The sequence below is a fragment of the Dyadobacter sp. HNCC25DJ185 genome, assembly GCF_056895195.1.
On sequence record NZ_JBXHAR010000010.1, the window covers coordinates 99,659 to 116,485 of the forward strand.

Consider the following 16,827-nt stretch of genomic DNA (forward strand, 5'->3'; position numbering starts at 1 on the left):
TACAATGAACCAAAATGACATTTCAGGCACCTGCAGGTTGGCAAGGCGCTCTGGATCAGGCAGATTTGTGTCACAATTGATCTATCAGCCCATCCATTTACCTGTTTGCCATGAAAACGACCATTAAAACATCCATTCATCCAACCTTCGCATTTTCAGCATTCCCTCCTGCTCAAGGTCAGAAATCAGACTTTATCGTTGTTCAGGCCCTGGGGCGGCCGCTGCCTTTGAGGGCCAGCGATATCACACACCTGGAAGGCGAAGGAAATTACACGTTTGTGTGCACCAAAACAGGCAGGTACCTGGTTTCCAAATGCCTCAAAACTGTTCAGGAGATGTTGCAAGGAGATTTTGTAAGAATTCATAAATCCTACACGGTCAACGTCCTGCACATCCGGTCTGCGTGGTCGGACAATGTGCAGCTGACTAGCGGAAAATACATACCTATTGCGCGCAGAAGGCTCAGAGAGGCGCATGAAGCATTGCGGAACTGCCGTTGATTACCTGCTGACGGCATGCACCTGTTGCTGTATTTTCAGCGCGTCAGCATTGCCGGGGTCCAGTTGCAAAGATCTTTTTACATACTTCCCGGCAGCTGCTGTGTTGGCAAATTTGAGATAGCCCAGGGCCAGCTGGTTGCTGAGGCGGACGTCCGTGCTGTCTTTCGCGAAGCGTTCTCTGACAGCAATCAATTGCTTTACAAAAGCATATAATTCATTCAGGCTAAATCCGGAAGGATTGTTTGCAGCCGCATACTCGATGTATTTTAATGCCTCAACCGGCCGGTCGTTTTTCAGTAGCGCGACAAAAAGCTGACGTGCCCTTTCGAAACTTTTCTCTTTCCGGAACGCGGCCGTCAGATAGGTAATCGCTTTTTCATTTTCGTTCAATGCCAGGGATAACTTGCCGGCCCGGTCATACAAGGCCAGGTCGAGCGGGTTTTCGAGCACCAATGCCTCGGTTACTTTGAGCACGCCTGCGGTATCGTGTGCGGCCACGTAGTGGTTTTGCAGCCTGTTCATGCTTTCGCGCCAGGAGATCTGCTTTACTGCGAGGGCACCGGCCAATTCTTCTTCAATGGTTCTTTTTCGTTTTTCCGCTGGCGGCACGGGCACATTAAACGGCCAGCCTTCTTTCAGTATCATCACCTCATAGGCGCCTTTCAGTGAGTCCACAGCGGTAACAGGCATTTGTTTTTGCAATGTCCTAAAAGACATTTCTTTCGCTCCGCCCGAGGGGATCAGCCTGCTTCCCTTTAATCCCTGGTAAAAACTCTCCGAAAGCAATCCGTAACCCAGCAGGTTAGGATGAACGTGTTCCAGCAGCGTTTCAGAGCCAAGGATGTGATGCGGGGAATGTTGTTCAAACAACCTTCTGGTATCGATCAGGACGGTTCCCGGATATTTCTTGACCATTTCTCCGATGATATCATTGATCGTTTCAGGTGCGCGGAAACGCAAAACATCCAGCTCTTTCGCCCTAATAAATTCCTGTTTGGCGCCGACGTAATTTCCGGTTTGATAAAGCTTGCTACCCGTTTGGAAATGGATATCTGCGGACACCTTCCCATCCCCGGCAAGGCTCATCAGCGGTTTCAGGTCCTTTTCGTTGCTGACGAGGTTACTAAGCAGCAAGGGGATCTTTTTTGAGCTCAGTAACTCGCAAAGCGCATCGATATTATTTTTAAACTGATCGATTCCCGCATGGTATTTTTCGCTCGCAAAGGGGATCCGCTGATCAGCCGCCATCCGTTTCATGAGGTTTTCGCGGAGATCAGGTTTTTCACCGGAAATCAGTTCTGTAATGCCGGAAACTGCGTTTGAAATCAGCTGAAAAAATCGAAATTCCCTCAATCGTATCAGTATTCCGATCAAAAAAGGACTGCTGCCACCAAAGCCCGCAGATCCGGCACCCAATGCGCCATAATATTCATTGTGCCCGGTGTAAACCAACACTACGTCGGGCTTGTAATCCAAAATCCCTTTTGCGAAATCCAGCACAGTATAGGAATTGACGGCAGTCAGCGAAAGGTTGATCACTTCAAAATCCTTGTCGGGATAAGTATGCATCAGCCGGTATTGCAGCCAGCGATGAAAGGAGCCATTGTGCATATAAGGATAGCCAATGGTCGTGGATTCGCCCAGGACAAATATCCTGAAAACACCCGGCTGCTTTTTCTCCGAAAACGGCTCGTAATTCCCGATCGTAGCATTCTGCTGCGTCGAAAAATACTTTTCAGACACATACTTGTTCATCACCAGATAGCCCTTGCGCGCAGGGTCTTTGATAAAAAGACTTAAATCATGCCCATACCCGAACAACCGCAAAGCGACTTCCAGCAGCGCCAGCAGGAGCAAAGGCGCCGAAACAGCCAGTATCTTAAAGAAAAGTAGTCGGGTTTTGTTCATTGTGTTATCTAAAAAATGTCGGCGTGAGCTGGTGGTTCCGCCCGGCGGTCGAAGGACGCTGCCGGGCCGACAATATGCCTTTTTTCAGCCAGCTTCTGGTCCTTCGACTGCGCGCAGCGCGACGACAATTGTCACGGTCTGATAATTGTCCCGTCAAATCTTCGTACCTGCCAGTTGGACTTGGAACTGATCGGGTATTTGGCAGCCTCCTTTTCGTCGATATCCACACCCAGCCCCGGGACTTCGTTTACGGACATATAGCCGTTTTTCATAGTCGGGCAGCCCTTGAAAACCTCCTGCGTTTTGTCGATAAAGCTGACAGCCTCCTGGATCCCAAAGTTCCAGATCGCCAGATCGATGTGCGCATGCGCGGCGTGGCCTACCGGGGAAACATCACCAGGGCCGTGCCAGGCCGTTTTGACGTTAAACCACTCGCCCAGCCTGGCTACTTTCATGGCTGGTGAAATGCCGCCGATCTGCGATACGTGGCAGCGGATATAGTCGAACATCTGATGTGCCATCGGTTCCCTGAATTCATTGATATTGTTAAAAAGCTCGCCCATGGCAATGGGTACTGTGGTGCTCTGCCGCAATTGTTTGAACCAGCCCATATTTTCGGGAGAAAACGGGTCTTCGATGAAAAACGGCCTGTATTCTTCCAATGCTTTGATCATATTGATGGCATCCATCGGCTGTACCCGCTCGTGGATGTCGTGCAGCAGCTCGATTTCCTCGCCACACTTTTTACGCACGGTTTCAAAAAGCCTGGGTACCGATTTGAGATAGGAGCGTTCGTTCATATAGGCGTCCGTTTCCCCGCCGAACCCGGCCGCTTTGAAATCCGGTTTCTGTTCGGTGCTTCCTACCGCCCCATACCCACCCTGCTGGATACGGATGTACTTGAAGCCTCGTTCCATGATCCGCTGCACATCGTCGGCAGTTTCTTCGGCAGTTTTCCCGCCTGCGTGGGTGTAACAGGGGATAGCAAACCTGACTTTGCCGCCCAGCAACTGATAAACAGGCATTCCGGCGCGTTTTCCTTTGATATCCCAAAGCGCCTCGTCCAGTCCGCTCAATGCATTGTTCAGTACGGGGCCGTTCCGCCAGTAAGAGCTTACATAAGCCGACTGCCACATATCCTCGATGTTATCGACATCTTTTCCGGCACAAAATTCATTCAGATAGGTATTGACCGCTACTAAGACTGTCATTGCCCGCTGGGTGAAAGTCGCGCAGCCCAGGCCATACAGGCCCGGTTCGGTTGTCTCTACTTTCACGACGATCAGGTTGGAGCCCTGCGGCGCGGTCGCGATTGCTTTTACGCTTTTGATTTTGACAGGCGCCATTCCTTTTGCATAGCCCGGGGTGGCGTAATGTTCTCTGGAGTCGGCTTTTGAAGGGGTTGCCAGCAAGCCCAATAATCCGGCAGCGGAGCCTGCACCCAGCATTTTCAAGGCATCTCTGCGATTTTGGTCAGCTTCGGTTGTATTTTTTTTCATTACTCGGATTTTTGGGGTTAAGGATTTTAAAAATAGTTGTTAAGCGGTATTTTCATGATCAGGGAAGTGCAAATGCAAGATAAAAACCTCCCGGTTTGTGCCCGTTCTTGGCTCCCCCTGCAGCAATTACTACATATTGTTTACCATTTGCCATATAAGTGATTGGCGTTGCAAAACCTCCCGCAGGAAGCTGGTATTCCCAGACTACTTTTCCGGTTTTCCGGTCGAAAGCCCTGATGCGCTCATCTTTGGTAGCAGCAATGAAAACCAGTCCGCCGGCAGTGATTATGGGCCCTCCATAATTCTCAGTTCCGGTAATGGGTATCCCCTTTTTGGTCAGCTCAGGAAACTCACCCAAGGGTACCCGCCACAGATATTCGCCTGTGTTGAGGTCGATGGCATTGAGCGTTCCCCAGGGTGGTTTGATGGCGGGATAACCATTGGGATCGAAAAAGCGGGTCCAGCCGTTGTTGATATAGGGCGGAATGTAGGGGAAATCCGTTTTGACAATTGCCGCCGGGGCTTCAGTGGCGCTGTGATTTTCTGCCGCAGCAACGGGTTTGCTTTCTGTATTTAAAAGAAAACGGACAAGCTCCTGGCGTTCCTTGTCGGGTATATGCTGGAAGGAAGGCATCCTGCCCCGGCCACTTTTGATGATCGCATGGATCTCCTCCCTGGAGAGCTTGCTGCCTACCTGTACCAGGCTGGGATATTCCTGGCCGCTACCCTGCCTGTCGGCACGGTGACATGCGGCACAGTTGCGCATGTAAACAGCTTGTCCGTCTGAGGTATTTTTCTGTCCGCTGTAATCCATCATTTTGAGGTCCCATACCATTTCGTTAGAGTTTTGATACAAGATTCCGTCCGGATCGGCTGCATTGCCGCCCCACTCGGCGCCGCCTCCGATGCCGAGATAGAGGGTACCTTCCTTACTGGGCGTCTGGTATTTGTTTCCCGACCGGCTTAACGCGAATTTCTCTTTTACAAAAGCAGTTGCCTCTGGCGAAATGTCGGTAATGTCATTTTCAGTAAAAACCTGCCGGGCAAACGGAGCCGGTTTGACAGGGTAAGGCTGGGTTGGCCAGGGGTGTTCCCCAGGCAGGGTATATGCACTTTTCGTGGGCCGTTCCTGCACCGGAAAGAGCGGTTTTCCTGTATTTCTGTCGAGGAGAAAAAGTAATCCGTCCTTGGTTGCCTGCGCAACTGCATCCACAGGCTTGCCATGATGCTTCACCGTCACCAGGTTAGGCTGGCAGGAAATATCCCGGTCCCAAAGATCGTGGTGCACGGTTTGGTAATACCAGTTCAGCTTACCTGTTTCCGCATCGAGCGAAATCACACAATTTGCATACAGGTTCTGGCCTTCGCGCTCTGCGCCATAGAAATCAACCGAAGGCGAACCGGTACCAAAATAAACGGCGCCTCTTTGCTCATCGAGCACCATACCAGCCCAGTTATTCGCGCCGCCCATTTTCTTCCACGCATCTTTTGGCCAGGTTTCGTAGCCTTTTTCACCTGGTTGTGGGATGGTATGAAAAACCCATTTCAATTCGCCGCTCCGAACGTCGAATGCGCGGATATAACCTGGGGCTGCGTCGCCATATTCCGAAACCCGCGAACCGATGATCAGCAGATCTTTATAAATAACCCCCGGACTGGTCGCATCCACTGAAATCGGCGTATTTTCTCTGCCGGGCAAACCGGAAAAGCCACCGCGTAAATCAACTTTGCCGCCCGTTCCAAAACTTTCTACCAGCTTTCCATCGGCAGCATTCACTGCAAAAAGATGATTTCCCGCCGCGAAGATGATGCGTCTGTCATTTTCCTTTTCCCAATACGTAACCCCGCGACTTGCGTGGTACCGGGGAGTATCGTCTTCAAAAGGGTCAAATTTCCAAAGCTCTTCTCCGGTATCCGCCTTAAGCGCAAATAGGGTCAATGTAGGCGTGGTTCCGTAAAGAATGCCTTTCACAACGATTGGCTGGCACTGGATTTCCATGGCGCGTCTTGGAGCTGGAGCGCCTTCCGGTCTTTTAGCGGCATCATATTGCCATGCGACCTGCAGTTTGGTCACATTACCTGTATGGATCTGCGCAAGTGCCGAGTACCTGTTGCCTGCTTTGTTACCTCCGTAGGTTGTCCAATCCTCATCCGTTTGGTCAGATAAGGCAGATTTTTGACCAATTAAAGCGAAGGCAACCATTGGAAGGAAGCAAACGGGCAAAAGGACCCTGTACAAAAAGCGCCGCCCTTCGACGGCGCTTTTTGGTTGGTTAAGATTCATGTCTTGGTGGGATGTTGCTTGTAGTTCCAGGATGACAATCAATACCCCGGGTTCTGCCTCATGTTGACATTGGAAGTAATCTCGTTGATCGGGATCGGCTGCGCATAGTCGGTCGCATCCCATTGGATCGTTCCCCCTCGGATGCGTTGATAGTATGCAGCTTCCTTGTCGCCGATTTTCCACCGGCATACGTCGAACCACCAGGAACCTTCCGCGAAAAACTCGGCCCAGCGTTCATATTTGAGCGGATCGTTTTTCAAAACCGCATCGCTTGCCTTGGTCACGTCGGTCAGACTTTTGTAGTCCACCGGCGACGGGCTGTTTACCGGATAGTTGTATGCCCTTCTTTTGACCTTATTAATGTATTCCAAAGCGTTGGTGTTATCGCCGGAATGTGAAAGTGTCTCGGCATATAAAAGATAAATGTCGGCCAGCCGCAACCAGGGGAAATTGGCCCCGCTCGACATATTGATTTCAGCCTCTGTGCCTGTCGGGTTTGTAAATTTCCTGAAACTCCATGCTTCCATATCCAGCTCGGTTATATCCAGATAATGCGAGATCGGGCGTTTTTTACCGCTCACCACCATGGAGTCAACATAAGGTTGGTAGCAGGCCACCCAAAGGCGGGGATCAACGGTTTTATTTTGCCTGGCAGCGAGTGATTTCGAGATATAGGCCGGGTCCACATTGGCAATATTGGCCGAGGTAGTTCCTGCTTTGAAGTAATGCCCTTCATTAAAACCAAAACGCGCGATGTTCTTGGCGTGGGGAAATACGTTCGACCAGGCCGAAGCACTTTGTCCGCCATTGTCACCTACGAAAGTTGGCGCGATCACCATCCCGATACTGGAACCCATAGACTGGTCGTCCCCGCCACGTGCCGTCATATCCACGTTCACATTGATTTCAAAAAGCGATTCGGAAGTGAATTCGTTGATGCCGTTGAACATGTTTTTGTAAACATCGAAAGTCACGAGCGATTTGCCGCTGTTGGTCACCACATCGGTGAGGTAGGTTTTTGCATTGGCCCAATCTTCCTGATACACATACACTTTGCCCAAAAAGCCTTTTACTGCCCAGCCCGATACTTTGTATTTGTCGGAGGCACCGGTCCAGGTTGTGCCTTTCAGCAGCGTTTCTGCATTTTTCAGGTCTGCAACGATAAAGTCCCAGCCTTCCTTCACCGTGCCTCGGGACACCTGGGTAGCTTCCAGGCTGGAAGCCGTTTCGCTGATAATGGGCACGCCAAGCTTATCTCCGCCTTGTCCGTTTACAATAAACCCTTCGCCCCAGTAGGAAACGAGATAGAAATAGTACCAGGCCCTCAGGAACAGGGCCTGGCCTTTGATGAGGTCAATGGATGCGGCATCCTGCGGCGCCTTCTTGCGGTAAGTTTCCACGGCGTTCAGCAATGTGTTGGCGCGTTGCACTCCCCGCCATAGTTCCCGCCAGGTATCGTAGAGGAAGCTATCGTTGGGTTGGGAATTGTTTTGTCCCATCTGGATCCAGGTAGGGGTGCCCTGCCAGCTCAGGTCGGTCGTATGGTCCCAGAGCCAGCTGTTTTTGGCGTACATGGTATGGCCAAAAAGTCCGTTTGCATGTTGCGTGGCATAAACACCCGTCAGCAGTTGTTCCAGGTCGGCTACCGAGTTGGGGTAATTGGCAGGAGATAGTGCCCCGGGGTTATCGACATTTACAAAATCGTCGCTGCAGGAAAATATTCCTGCAAGCAGAACGAAGAGCGATATTTGAACTAATATTTTCATAGCCTTGATAGCTGTTTGGTCAGAAAATGGATTAAAAATTCAGGTCGATTCCCATGGATACAAGCCTCGTGCGCGGATAGGAGTAAATGGTGTCGATTCCGCGGGCCGTCGTGCCGTTTCTTCCCACGATCTCAGGATCAAGACCTGAGTATTTGGTGAACGTCAGCAGGTTCTGTCCCTGGAAATAGATCCGCAAACCTGTCATTTTCCACTGTTTCAGCAACGAGGAAGGCAGGCTGTAACCGACTTGTAGATTGCGGAGTTTCAGGAATGAGCCGTTTTCAACCACAAAACTTGAAATCCGGGTGTAATTGGAATTCGGGTCGCGGACATAGTTGCCTGAGGCATCTGTGGTTCCTACCCGGGGCTGGTCGGTCAGGCCGCCGCCGTTGAAAAACGAGGTTTTGAAAATATCACGGGTGGTATTGTAATCGCCTACAAAGAACTGGGTGTAATATTTATTCCCGTTAAACACATCTACGCCCTGAATTCCCTGGAACATCGCCGCGAGGTCGAAACCTTTCCAGCCCAGGTTAATAGAAAATCCATAGGTCATTTTGGGCCAGGGGTTTCCGATGAATGTTTTATCGTCGATCGTAATGCGCCCGTCGCCATTGGTGTCCCTGAATTTGAGGTCACCCGCGCCGGTGCCGGCAGCCTGGTAAAAAACGCCGGTCGCCGAATGACCGGCCGCCGCTGCGGCTTCCTGAGCTTTCTGGTTCAATGCTCCTACTTCGGAATCAGACTGGAATATGCCGTCGACGATATATCCGTAGAATTGGCTCAGCGGATGTCCTGCCTGTGTGCGGGCCACGGTGCTTTCGAGGTAATCGCCTGCTGCTCCGTCGTTGATCGGGTTATTATTGGTCCCGCTCAGCTGTTTCACCAGGTTGCGGTTGAAAGAAGCGTTGGCGCTGACTGAGTAAGTGAAATCCTTCACCTTACCGCGGTAATCCAATGCCAGCTCGATGCCTTTGTTGCTCATTTGTCCGATATTGGTATAAACACTCGAACCGTAGAATCCTGCAGATACCGGCACGGGAACCTGGTAAATCATATCCTGCGTCTGGCGGCTGTACCAGTCGGCGGTGAGGTTGAGGCTGTTCCTGAACAATCCCAGATCCAGACCGATATCAGTCTGGTTGACTTGCTCCCACTTGATGTTCTGATTGGGGAGTTGGGCTGTCAGTGCATAGCCCTTGGAGCGCGTTCCGTCCGGAAGGCCCAGAATATTGGTGCCGCCGCTACCGCCGTAAGAGGCCTGGTAGGTGTATTGCGGGATGTTGCTGGTACTTCCCAGTTTCCCGTAACTGCCCCTGATTTTCAGGTTCGATATCTGCTCGAAGTTGTCACGTATAAACGCTTCTTCATTCACCTTCCAGCCCAATGAAAATGATGGAAATACCCCCCATTTATTGGTCGGTCCGAAACGGTCGGACCCGTCGCGGCGCACTGTGGCAGTTAACAGGTATTTCCCCGCATAGGTGTAATTGACCCGTCCGAATTGTGACAATAACCGCGTTTGCGGAAACTCGCCCCCACTTGCTTTGTAGGTACTCGGATTGGTGGTCATGCCGAGGTTATAGGTAATTACCTGAAAGCCCTGGGCCTCACCATGCAGACTGCTCAGATCAGATTGATAGGCCTCATAACCTGCCATTACCTTGAATTCGTGCGGGCCGAAAACTTTGTTGTAGGTTAGAACAAAGTTGCCTGTCAGGTTGCGTGAGTTGGACTGGTCGCGGCTCAGGAAAGCGTTGACGTTTTTCAGCGTTCCAAAGTCATAGGCCTCTGTGAATTTATAATTGGCGCTACTGTAAATCGAGGTTCCGACAGTTGCCCGCAGGTTTAACCCTTTCAGAATTTCCCAGTCGGCGTAAACATTCCCTTCCAATGCGTACTGGATATTTCTGGCATGGTTAATCAGCTCATTTCCTACCAGGTTAGGCCCTGTAAAAAATGTTCCCGTCTTTGCCCAGCCGCCAACGGGGTTACTGGCATCGTAAACCGGCACTAATGGAGCTGACCGGAAAGGGAAGGTGCTGGTTTGCACAGGGTTGTTTCCCGTACGCCAGGCATAAAGGGTTTCGCCGACTTTCAGCCTGTTGTTGATTTTGAAATCGGCATTGGACCGTATACCATACCTTTCAAAATAGTTATCGATGATGGTGCCGCCCTCGCGCTGGTAGTTGGCAGATAAATAGTAATTGGTTTTTGGGGTAGCACCGGAAAGCGAAAGAGAATAGCTCTGGTCGCTTCCGTTCTGGTACAAATCATCGACCCAGTTATTGTTCGGTAATGTATTGGGGTCACCCCAGCCGCCGGTAGCCACCCCGAAAGCCGACTTGGCTTTTACATAATCCGGTGTATCAAGCAATTTATACAGGTTTCTGGGCTGACGCACCCCGTAATAAGCATTGAAATTGATGTTCATTTTCTCGAGGTTCGTACCACGCTTGGTCGTGACCAGTACCACGCCTCCTGCCGCCTGCGCACCGTAAATAGCTGCTGCGCTTGCATCTTTCAGGATTTCAATGGACTCCACGTCCTGCAGGTTGAAGTTATTGCCTGCCGACATCCTGATGCCGTCCACAATGTAGAGCGGCGCCATACCTCCGATCGATCCCACGCCCCTGACGACAATGTCAGACGAAGCTCCCGGGGAACCGTCGTTGCGTGTTACCTGCACCCCGGCTGCGCGTCCCTGTAACGCTTCGCTTACGCTCCGAACAGGCAAACTTTTGATATCCTCGGCCTTTACTGAGGAAACAGACCCCGTCAGGTCCGAACGTTTCTGGGTTCCATAACCGACGACGACCACTTCCTGAAGCGCTTTATTGTCGATTTTAAGAACAATGTCGATGTTGCTCCTGCGGCCCACTACGGTTTCCTGCGAAACAAACCCGACGAAAGAAAATATCAAGACCGCATCGGGATCGCTGATTTCAATACTGAAGTTCCCCTTTTCATCGCTGGAAGTTCCGCGCTGGGTGCCTTTCTGGATCACGTTAACACCTGCCAGGGGTTCGCCCTTCTCGTCGGATATTTTTCCTTGGACGGTAATGTCGAGGAAGTTCTCCGGCTTCACTTTTTCCAGCATCAAATCCATCATTTTTTGTTTCACTTCCGGGTCCGGGGTGAAGGGATAGGATTCCTTTAAACTGGTTTCTTCCTTTCTTTTGGGAGGTGCTTCCCGCTTTCTTTTGACAATGATCGTTTTGTCGACGATGTTATAGGTCAGCGGCTGTTTGGAAAAGCAGGCATCCAGGACTTCCCTGAGCGGCGCGTTGTTCACGTCGATATCTACCTTCTGGGCTTTTTCGAGCATGTCCAGGTCGCAAATGAAGACATACCCAGTTTGTTTCCTGACAGATTTCAGTACTTCCAGCAGGGACGCATCTTTTTTTCGCAGGGAAACCTGTTGAGCGAAAGTGTTGTCAGCCAACACTTGCAGCGTGCCAATCAGGATCATTATCGCGGTTAATTTCATGGTTAGGAGTACTTTGCCAAAGTCTACTCGGTTAGCTGCGGCAAAACGAAAATCCCGGGAACGCAATAGTATATACGATGCCAATGGGACGGTTTTGCCCTTGTATACAAATTTCATAGTTTTGTATGCTTGATTAAGGTTAATGTTTCGTTGTCCAATGATCAGAGATCAATCAGGTGAAGCCGGGTGCGGTCGCAACGCATCCGGCTTTTTGATTAATCCGGAAATGACTTTCTTCAGGAAGTATTCACGGTTTTCAGGTTTAAGGGTTAGGATAGATTGCGCATTTTAGTCTGTATTTCTTACGGTTATCTTACGGTCGTCGATCCTGAACTGAATGCCGCCGGTCAGTTCCAGCATTCTCAGTACTTCGGAGACATTGTTTTTCCTGGATATAGTCCCTGCAAAAGATTTCTTCTCCACGTTGCCTTCATAGTTTACATCGATATCGTACCATCGGGAGATCTGCCGCATGATTTCACGGATGGTCCCGTTAAATTCAAATCGTCCTTCTTTCCAGGCTACCACACTTTCTGTGTCGACCGTTTTGAGCGCAATGTCCTCTTCGTCTTTGCAGGCACGGACCCGGGCTTGCTGGCCAGGGGAGAGTATCTTGGCAACGTCGCCTTTTTTAACCCTCACAGACCCTTCGAGCAGCGTTGTTTGTATGGTGGGCTCGTCGTCGTATGAGCAGATATTGAAATGCGTGCCCAGGACAATGATTTCGGTATCCTTCTTGTCGACATGGCTGTCGACCACCTGCACGTGGAAGGGCATCTTTTTGTTATGTTCGATCTCGAAATAGATTTCACCGGTCATTTCCACGTTTCTCGCAGTTCCTACGAAAGCAGTCGGATATTTCAGGCTGGAACCTGCATTGAGCCAGGCACGTGAACCATCCGGCAGCACCACTTTGTATTGTCCGCCCAAAGGTGTTTTTAAGGTATTGTACCCGATAGCCTGGTCTTTTGTTTTACCCTGCTGGTACCTGACCTCGCCCATGGACCTGTCGATAATGGTCCCTGGCTGACTCTCCAGGCTTTCGCTGGTGATCGTGGCAAGATCGAGCGTTTGTCCGTTGGCCAATGTAAGGCTGGCCTTATTTCCCCCTGCCGCAATGTCTTCGCCATAGACACTTTGCAAAACCGCAACGCGGGCCGGCTGCTGTTCTTTTCCTTCCCACCAGCGATAGCCGCCATAAAGCAATAGCAAAGCCAGCGAAGCCGCTGCAAGCTTTGGCAACCAAATCGGCCAGACGGCTAACCTGGTTTCCTCTTCTCGTTCGGCCACGGGAATATCGGCGTGCTCCCCGGGTTGGGCCGCGGTGGCTGTGAAGATGGAGGTCAGGATATCATCTGCCGTTTCCTCCGGTAAACGGTAGTCGGAATGATCATCGCGGATAAGCTGATCGATCAGCCCGTTGATCTGCAGACGATTTTCTTCCAACAGTAACAAACTCATCAGTTCATCATGTTCTTCTCCGGTAAGGCGTTTTTCGCAGTACCGAAAAAACAGATCGTCCAGGCGTTGGCTATGCATAAGTGCTATCAGGGTAACGGCCGACTTGTATCAGACCTTCACGCTAAAGACTTCCGACAAAATGTTTTGGGGGACAATAAGATTAAAAAAAGTTAAAAAATTAATTTATCAAGAAAAAAAGCAGTAGTGAGATGGTGAGATCCAGTTTCAGTTTGCTGTAGGCGCGGATGTGGCGGAGGGCACGGGCGAGATGCGTTTTGACGGTTTCAGAGGAAATTCGCAGCATTTTAGCGATTTCGTCCCGCTTCAATTCCTGTTCTTTACTGAGCAGATAGATCTGTTTCTGCTGTGCAGGGAGCAGTTCCACCGCCTGGTGGATGATCTCTTCAATTTCCTGGTCCAGGATCCGGTTGTAGGTGCTGTCTTCGGCGGAGGGCATTTCCAGCTGGAGGTCGTCTACCAGTTGTTGCTGGCGAGCCATCCTTTTCATGGCGGAGAACACATGGTTACGCGTCATGATAAACACGTAGTCCTCGAAGTCCTGGATTTCAGGAAGGGTTTCTTTTTTTACCCAGAGTTTTAGAAAAATATCCTGGACAACCTCTTCAGATTGAAATGTGGACCGGGTCAGGCGCATGGCCACGGAGTAGATTTTGTCGCGGTACCCATGAAACAAGGCGGCGAATGCTTTTTCGCTACCGGACGCCGCTTGTACAAGCAACTCAGTTTCATTATGTAAAGCCTCTATTTTCAAGTGATTTAAAAACAGCCTGCTCCAAAGGTAATATTCAGCAATTATAAAAATATAAAAATATACCTATAAAATGTCAATATTTTCAAAGTGGCATGATGCTTTGCGGGAGTAATGTGTTTTTTGTAACCGTAATTGCATTAGCCGATCGTGAAATTGACCTAAGGGTTTATGAATAAAGTGCCAATGCGCATGTAAGTAGCGGGGCGCTGCCTGATAAAAAAAAGCCCTGCGAATCATCAGATCTGCAGGGCGTTCTATACTTTGTTAGTTCATTACTTGATCGCCACCGGCACCTCGGTATTGTCCCAGCGAAGTACAAATCCTTTTGAAGTGACCTCATACACGAGTTTTTCGTTCTTGGAAGCGCTCTTAGCAGGTTTTGCCTTCACAGTCAGTACGTCTTTGGCTGCGTCCTTGGAAGTGCTTCCATCGCGTTTGATACCCCACTGGCCGGTTTCCGAGTTAAAAATAAACGACCATTCTTTTTCGCCCGGAATGGCGTACAAGCTGTATTTTCCAGCGGCCAGTTTTTTGCCTTCCACCGTAATAGCCTTATCTGTTTCGAAAATGGTGGCCTCATTGGCGCCAGCTCTCCATACTTTATCAAATGGGACCAGGTCTCCGAAAATTTTACGGCCTTTTACCGACGGACTCGAATAATTGATGGTGATTGTAGCTCCGCCGGCTTTGCCAGAAGCGGTCATCGGCGGACTTGGTCGACTGGCTTTGTCACCCTGAGCGAATGTCACAGTGGACACCAGCATGCATATCAATGCAAAAACAAATCCTCTTGAAATCATTTTCTTTTTCATGTTACGCTTATTAAGGTTTAACTTCTCTTGAAAAATTTATTAAATATCGGCAATTCTCACAATACATCGCAAACCAGAGCGGGTTTGTCATTACACCCGGGTTATTTTTTCATGAAAGCCTGTTGGCAAAAGAACCAATCCTAAGCCTTAACTTAGCGAAATCGGAAACCGTTATGTAGCCTTAAAAACCCAGATTTAATGAATGAAATACCCTTTACCCTGAGTGCCCAAGAATTGTACCGCGGCCTGGTTGCCGTTGCAAAGACCCGGCTCATTACCAAAATATTTAAGATCGTGGGCATGGTCCTGCTGGGTGGCCTGGTTTTCGTCACCGTGGTCACTTTGAAAAATGGCAATTTCAACCCGAATTCCGGATACTATGTTACCATTGCCCTGGCGATATATGGCTATTTCCTGGCAGAGATATCGGCAAAAGTCCAGGCCCCTTCCATCATCAAAGCCAATAACCCCATGGTGCAGCCACTCAGGCTGGCAGTCCATAAAACCTATTATATCCTGACGGGCGAAACCTTTACCAACAGGCTTACCTACGAAAAGCTGCACTCTGCCATTGAGACCGATGAATTTTTTCTGCTGAAAACATCCGACGGCAGCGCCAACATCATTCCAAAACGAGCATTTACCGCAGACCAGGCTGCTCAGTTTAAAGCGATCCTCGGCGCTGTTCCGGGACTGAAGCTGAAATAATTTCCAGGGAGGGTTTTTGAAGACCGGCGATTTTACCGGATATTAGTTAAATGGAGGAAAAAAGCTTTACAAACCTGAGGAACATCGCGTTAGGCCTGGCGCTGGGCTTATCTGTGATTTTTAGCGCGTGCCATAAGAAAAAAGAGGTTATTGAGCCTGGTCCGCAGGAGCCCGCCGAAACCGTCCCTTCGGATAATGACTTGGTACCTTTGGCGGCCGGTTTTGAGGAATATCTGATCCAGACCGGCATTGACAAAAGCAAAGTAAAAGACGGGCTTGTCAGATATGCCGATGTTAAAAATGTAGACAGCCTTTATGTGACCGGCAGGGGCATAACCAGCCTTCGGGGGATTAAATATTTCGTAAGCCTCCGCTCGCTCACCAGTTACGTCACCGCGATCGATTCCCTCGATTTGAGCAGTAATGTGAAGCTTCAATATCTGAAAGTGAATACCAGCCATGCAGCCGGTGGCATCCCCAGTACGCTGCGGTTTCTGAGCGTAAGTAAATGCGTTGACCTCACTTACCTCGACTGCAGTTCCAATCTCCTGACTTCGCTGGATATCAGCCAAAATGCACAACTCGTTGAGCTGCAATGTGCCGGGAATAAACTTAGGAGCTTGGATCCTTCTCATAACACCCAACTTAAGATCCTGAACTGCGGCTATAATTACGGGATAGCAAAGCTCGATCTGAGTAAAAACAAAACCTTACAGGAACTGGATTGCAGCTATAACTGGCTTACTTCTTTGGATGTCAGCAATTTGGCCTCACTTAAAAAACTGGATTGTTCGGGTAATAGGAACAGCGAGAACAAAAGCATTGAATCGATCAACGTCCAGGCCAACACCCGGCTGGAATCGTTGAACATTTCTTCACTGGATCTTGCTGCTGTGGATGTGAGCAAGAATGTGAATCTGGAAGTTCTTGGGCTGTCAGAGTTGAAATTGGCAACCGTGGATCTCACCAATCTAAAAAAGCTAAAATCCTTTTCATGCAGCAGTGCAGAAATCCCTGCGATCGACCTTTCGGTCAACACCGCATTGGAATCACTGGATATTTCCAGCTCAAACCTCAAAACGCTGGATTTGAGTAAAAACCCCAATGTCGTGTTTCTCCATTGCTTTTACCAGAAATCGATCACCTCTATGGATCTCAGCGCCTGTAAAAATCTGGAGATATGCCGGACCATTGGCTGTGACAGTCTTAAAACCATTTGTGTAAGCGAGGTTCCGTCCGCGCAGAACGAACTTTGGCAAACCTCAGAGTGGACCAGCTATAAAGTTTGTAAATAGCCTTCGCTTTTCGTTGTGTTGCCGGGAGCGTATCTGCGTTTGGGACCAAGGCAGCAAATCTTCCATGGTTTCCGGAGGCGAATAGGAGGCGGTCTGTATTTTTGGCTCAGTTCCGCTTTCTGACTTCATTCAAAAGCATAGGGTAAAGCTGCGGTTATCGTCGATCGCAATGTAGCGTATACCGGAAGCGGGCCCGTCATACAATAAAAGTGCAGGATGGATATCCGAGAATATATGGAAAGTGGCATGGCACACAGAGCCGATTTACATTCGGCACACATTACATGCACATCCGGCGACGCGAAGAAAAGAGCCGGCGGGGGACTCGTCCG

Annotated in this window: 11 protein-coding genes; 3 read left to right on the plus strand and 8 right to left on the minus strand. The window is 49.8% G+C overall.

Annotated elements, in window-relative coordinates:
• The first annotated feature begins 110 nt into the window (after positions 1-110).
• On the plus strand, positions 111-500 hold the full coding sequence (locus AC1XUF_RS25790; RefSeq protein ID WP_483344745.1) for a LytR/AlgR family response regulator transcription factor: 390 nt from the start codon (positions 111-113) through the stop codon (positions 498-500).
• Here the strand turns inward: AC1XUF_RS25790 and AC1XUF_RS25795 are convergent, their stop codons facing one another.
• The 8 genes from AC1XUF_RS25795 to AC1XUF_RS25830 all read right to left on the minus strand — a co-directional run bounded on the left by AC1XUF_RS25795 (position 501) and on the right by AC1XUF_RS25830 (position 14,492).
• A complete protein-coding gene (locus AC1XUF_RS25795) occupies positions 501-2,408 on the minus strand; it encodes an SGNH/GDSL hydrolase family protein (protein WP_483344746.1) in 1,908 nt (635 codons plus the stop codon).
• Between the two features lie 131 nt (positions 2,409-2,539).
• Positions 2,540-3,907 carry an enolase C-terminal domain-like protein gene (locus AC1XUF_RS25800; RefSeq protein WP_483344747.1) on the minus strand — a complete coding sequence of 456 codons (1,368 nt, stop codon included), beginning with the start codon at positions 3,905-3,907 and terminating at the stop codon, positions 2,540-2,542.
• 58 nt (positions 3,908-3,965) lie between these two features.
• Positions 3,966-6,191, minus strand: coding sequence for a pyrroloquinoline quinone-dependent dehydrogenase (locus AC1XUF_RS25805; protein WP_483344748.1), 2,226 nt, complete (start codon positions 6,189-6,191; stop codon positions 3,966-3,968).
• Positions 6,192-6,229: 38 nt separating this feature from the next.
• Positions 6,230-7,957 (minus strand): RagB/SusD family nutrient uptake outer membrane protein, encoded by a 1,728-nt coding sequence (locus tag AC1XUF_RS25810; RefSeq protein ID WP_483344749.1) that lies wholly within the window; start codon positions 7,955-7,957, stop codon positions 6,230-6,232.
• 31 nt (positions 7,958-7,988) lie between these two features.
• Positions 7,989-11,564, minus strand: coding sequence for a TonB-dependent receptor (locus AC1XUF_RS25815; protein WP_483344750.1), 3,576 nt, complete (start codon positions 11,562-11,564; stop codon positions 7,989-7,991).
• Between the two features lie 171 nt (positions 11,565-11,735).
• Complete coding sequence (locus tag AC1XUF_RS25820) at positions 11,736-12,986, minus strand: FecR family protein (protein ID WP_483344751.1); 1,251 nt, start codon at positions 12,984-12,986, stop codon at positions 11,736-11,738.
• A gap of 100 nt (positions 12,987-13,086) precedes the next feature.
• A complete protein-coding gene (locus tag AC1XUF_RS25825) occupies positions 13,087-13,680 on the minus strand; it encodes an RNA polymerase sigma factor (RefSeq protein WP_483344752.1) in 594 nt (197 codons plus the stop codon).
• Between the two features lie 272 nt (positions 13,681-13,952).
• Positions 13,953-14,492 (minus strand): DUF2911 domain-containing protein, encoded by a 540-nt coding sequence (locus AC1XUF_RS25830; protein ID WP_483344753.1) that lies wholly within the window; start codon positions 14,490-14,492, stop codon positions 13,953-13,955.
• Positions 14,493-14,690: 198 nt separating this feature from the next.
• Between AC1XUF_RS25830 and AC1XUF_RS25835 the strand changes: the two genes are divergently transcribed.
• Both AC1XUF_RS25835 and AC1XUF_RS25840 read left to right on the plus strand, forming a co-directional pair.
• Complete coding sequence (locus AC1XUF_RS25835) at positions 14,691-15,200, plus strand: YcxB family protein (RefSeq protein WP_483344754.1); 510 nt, start codon at positions 14,691-14,693, stop codon at positions 15,198-15,200.
• Positions 15,201-15,250: 50 nt separating this feature from the next.
• Positions 15,251-16,495: a leucine-rich repeat domain-containing protein gene (locus tag AC1XUF_RS25840; protein ID WP_483344755.1), complete on the plus strand. Its 1,245-nt coding sequence runs from the start codon at positions 15,251-15,253 to the stop codon at positions 16,493-16,495.
• Positions 16,496-16,827: the final 332 nt, after the last annotated feature.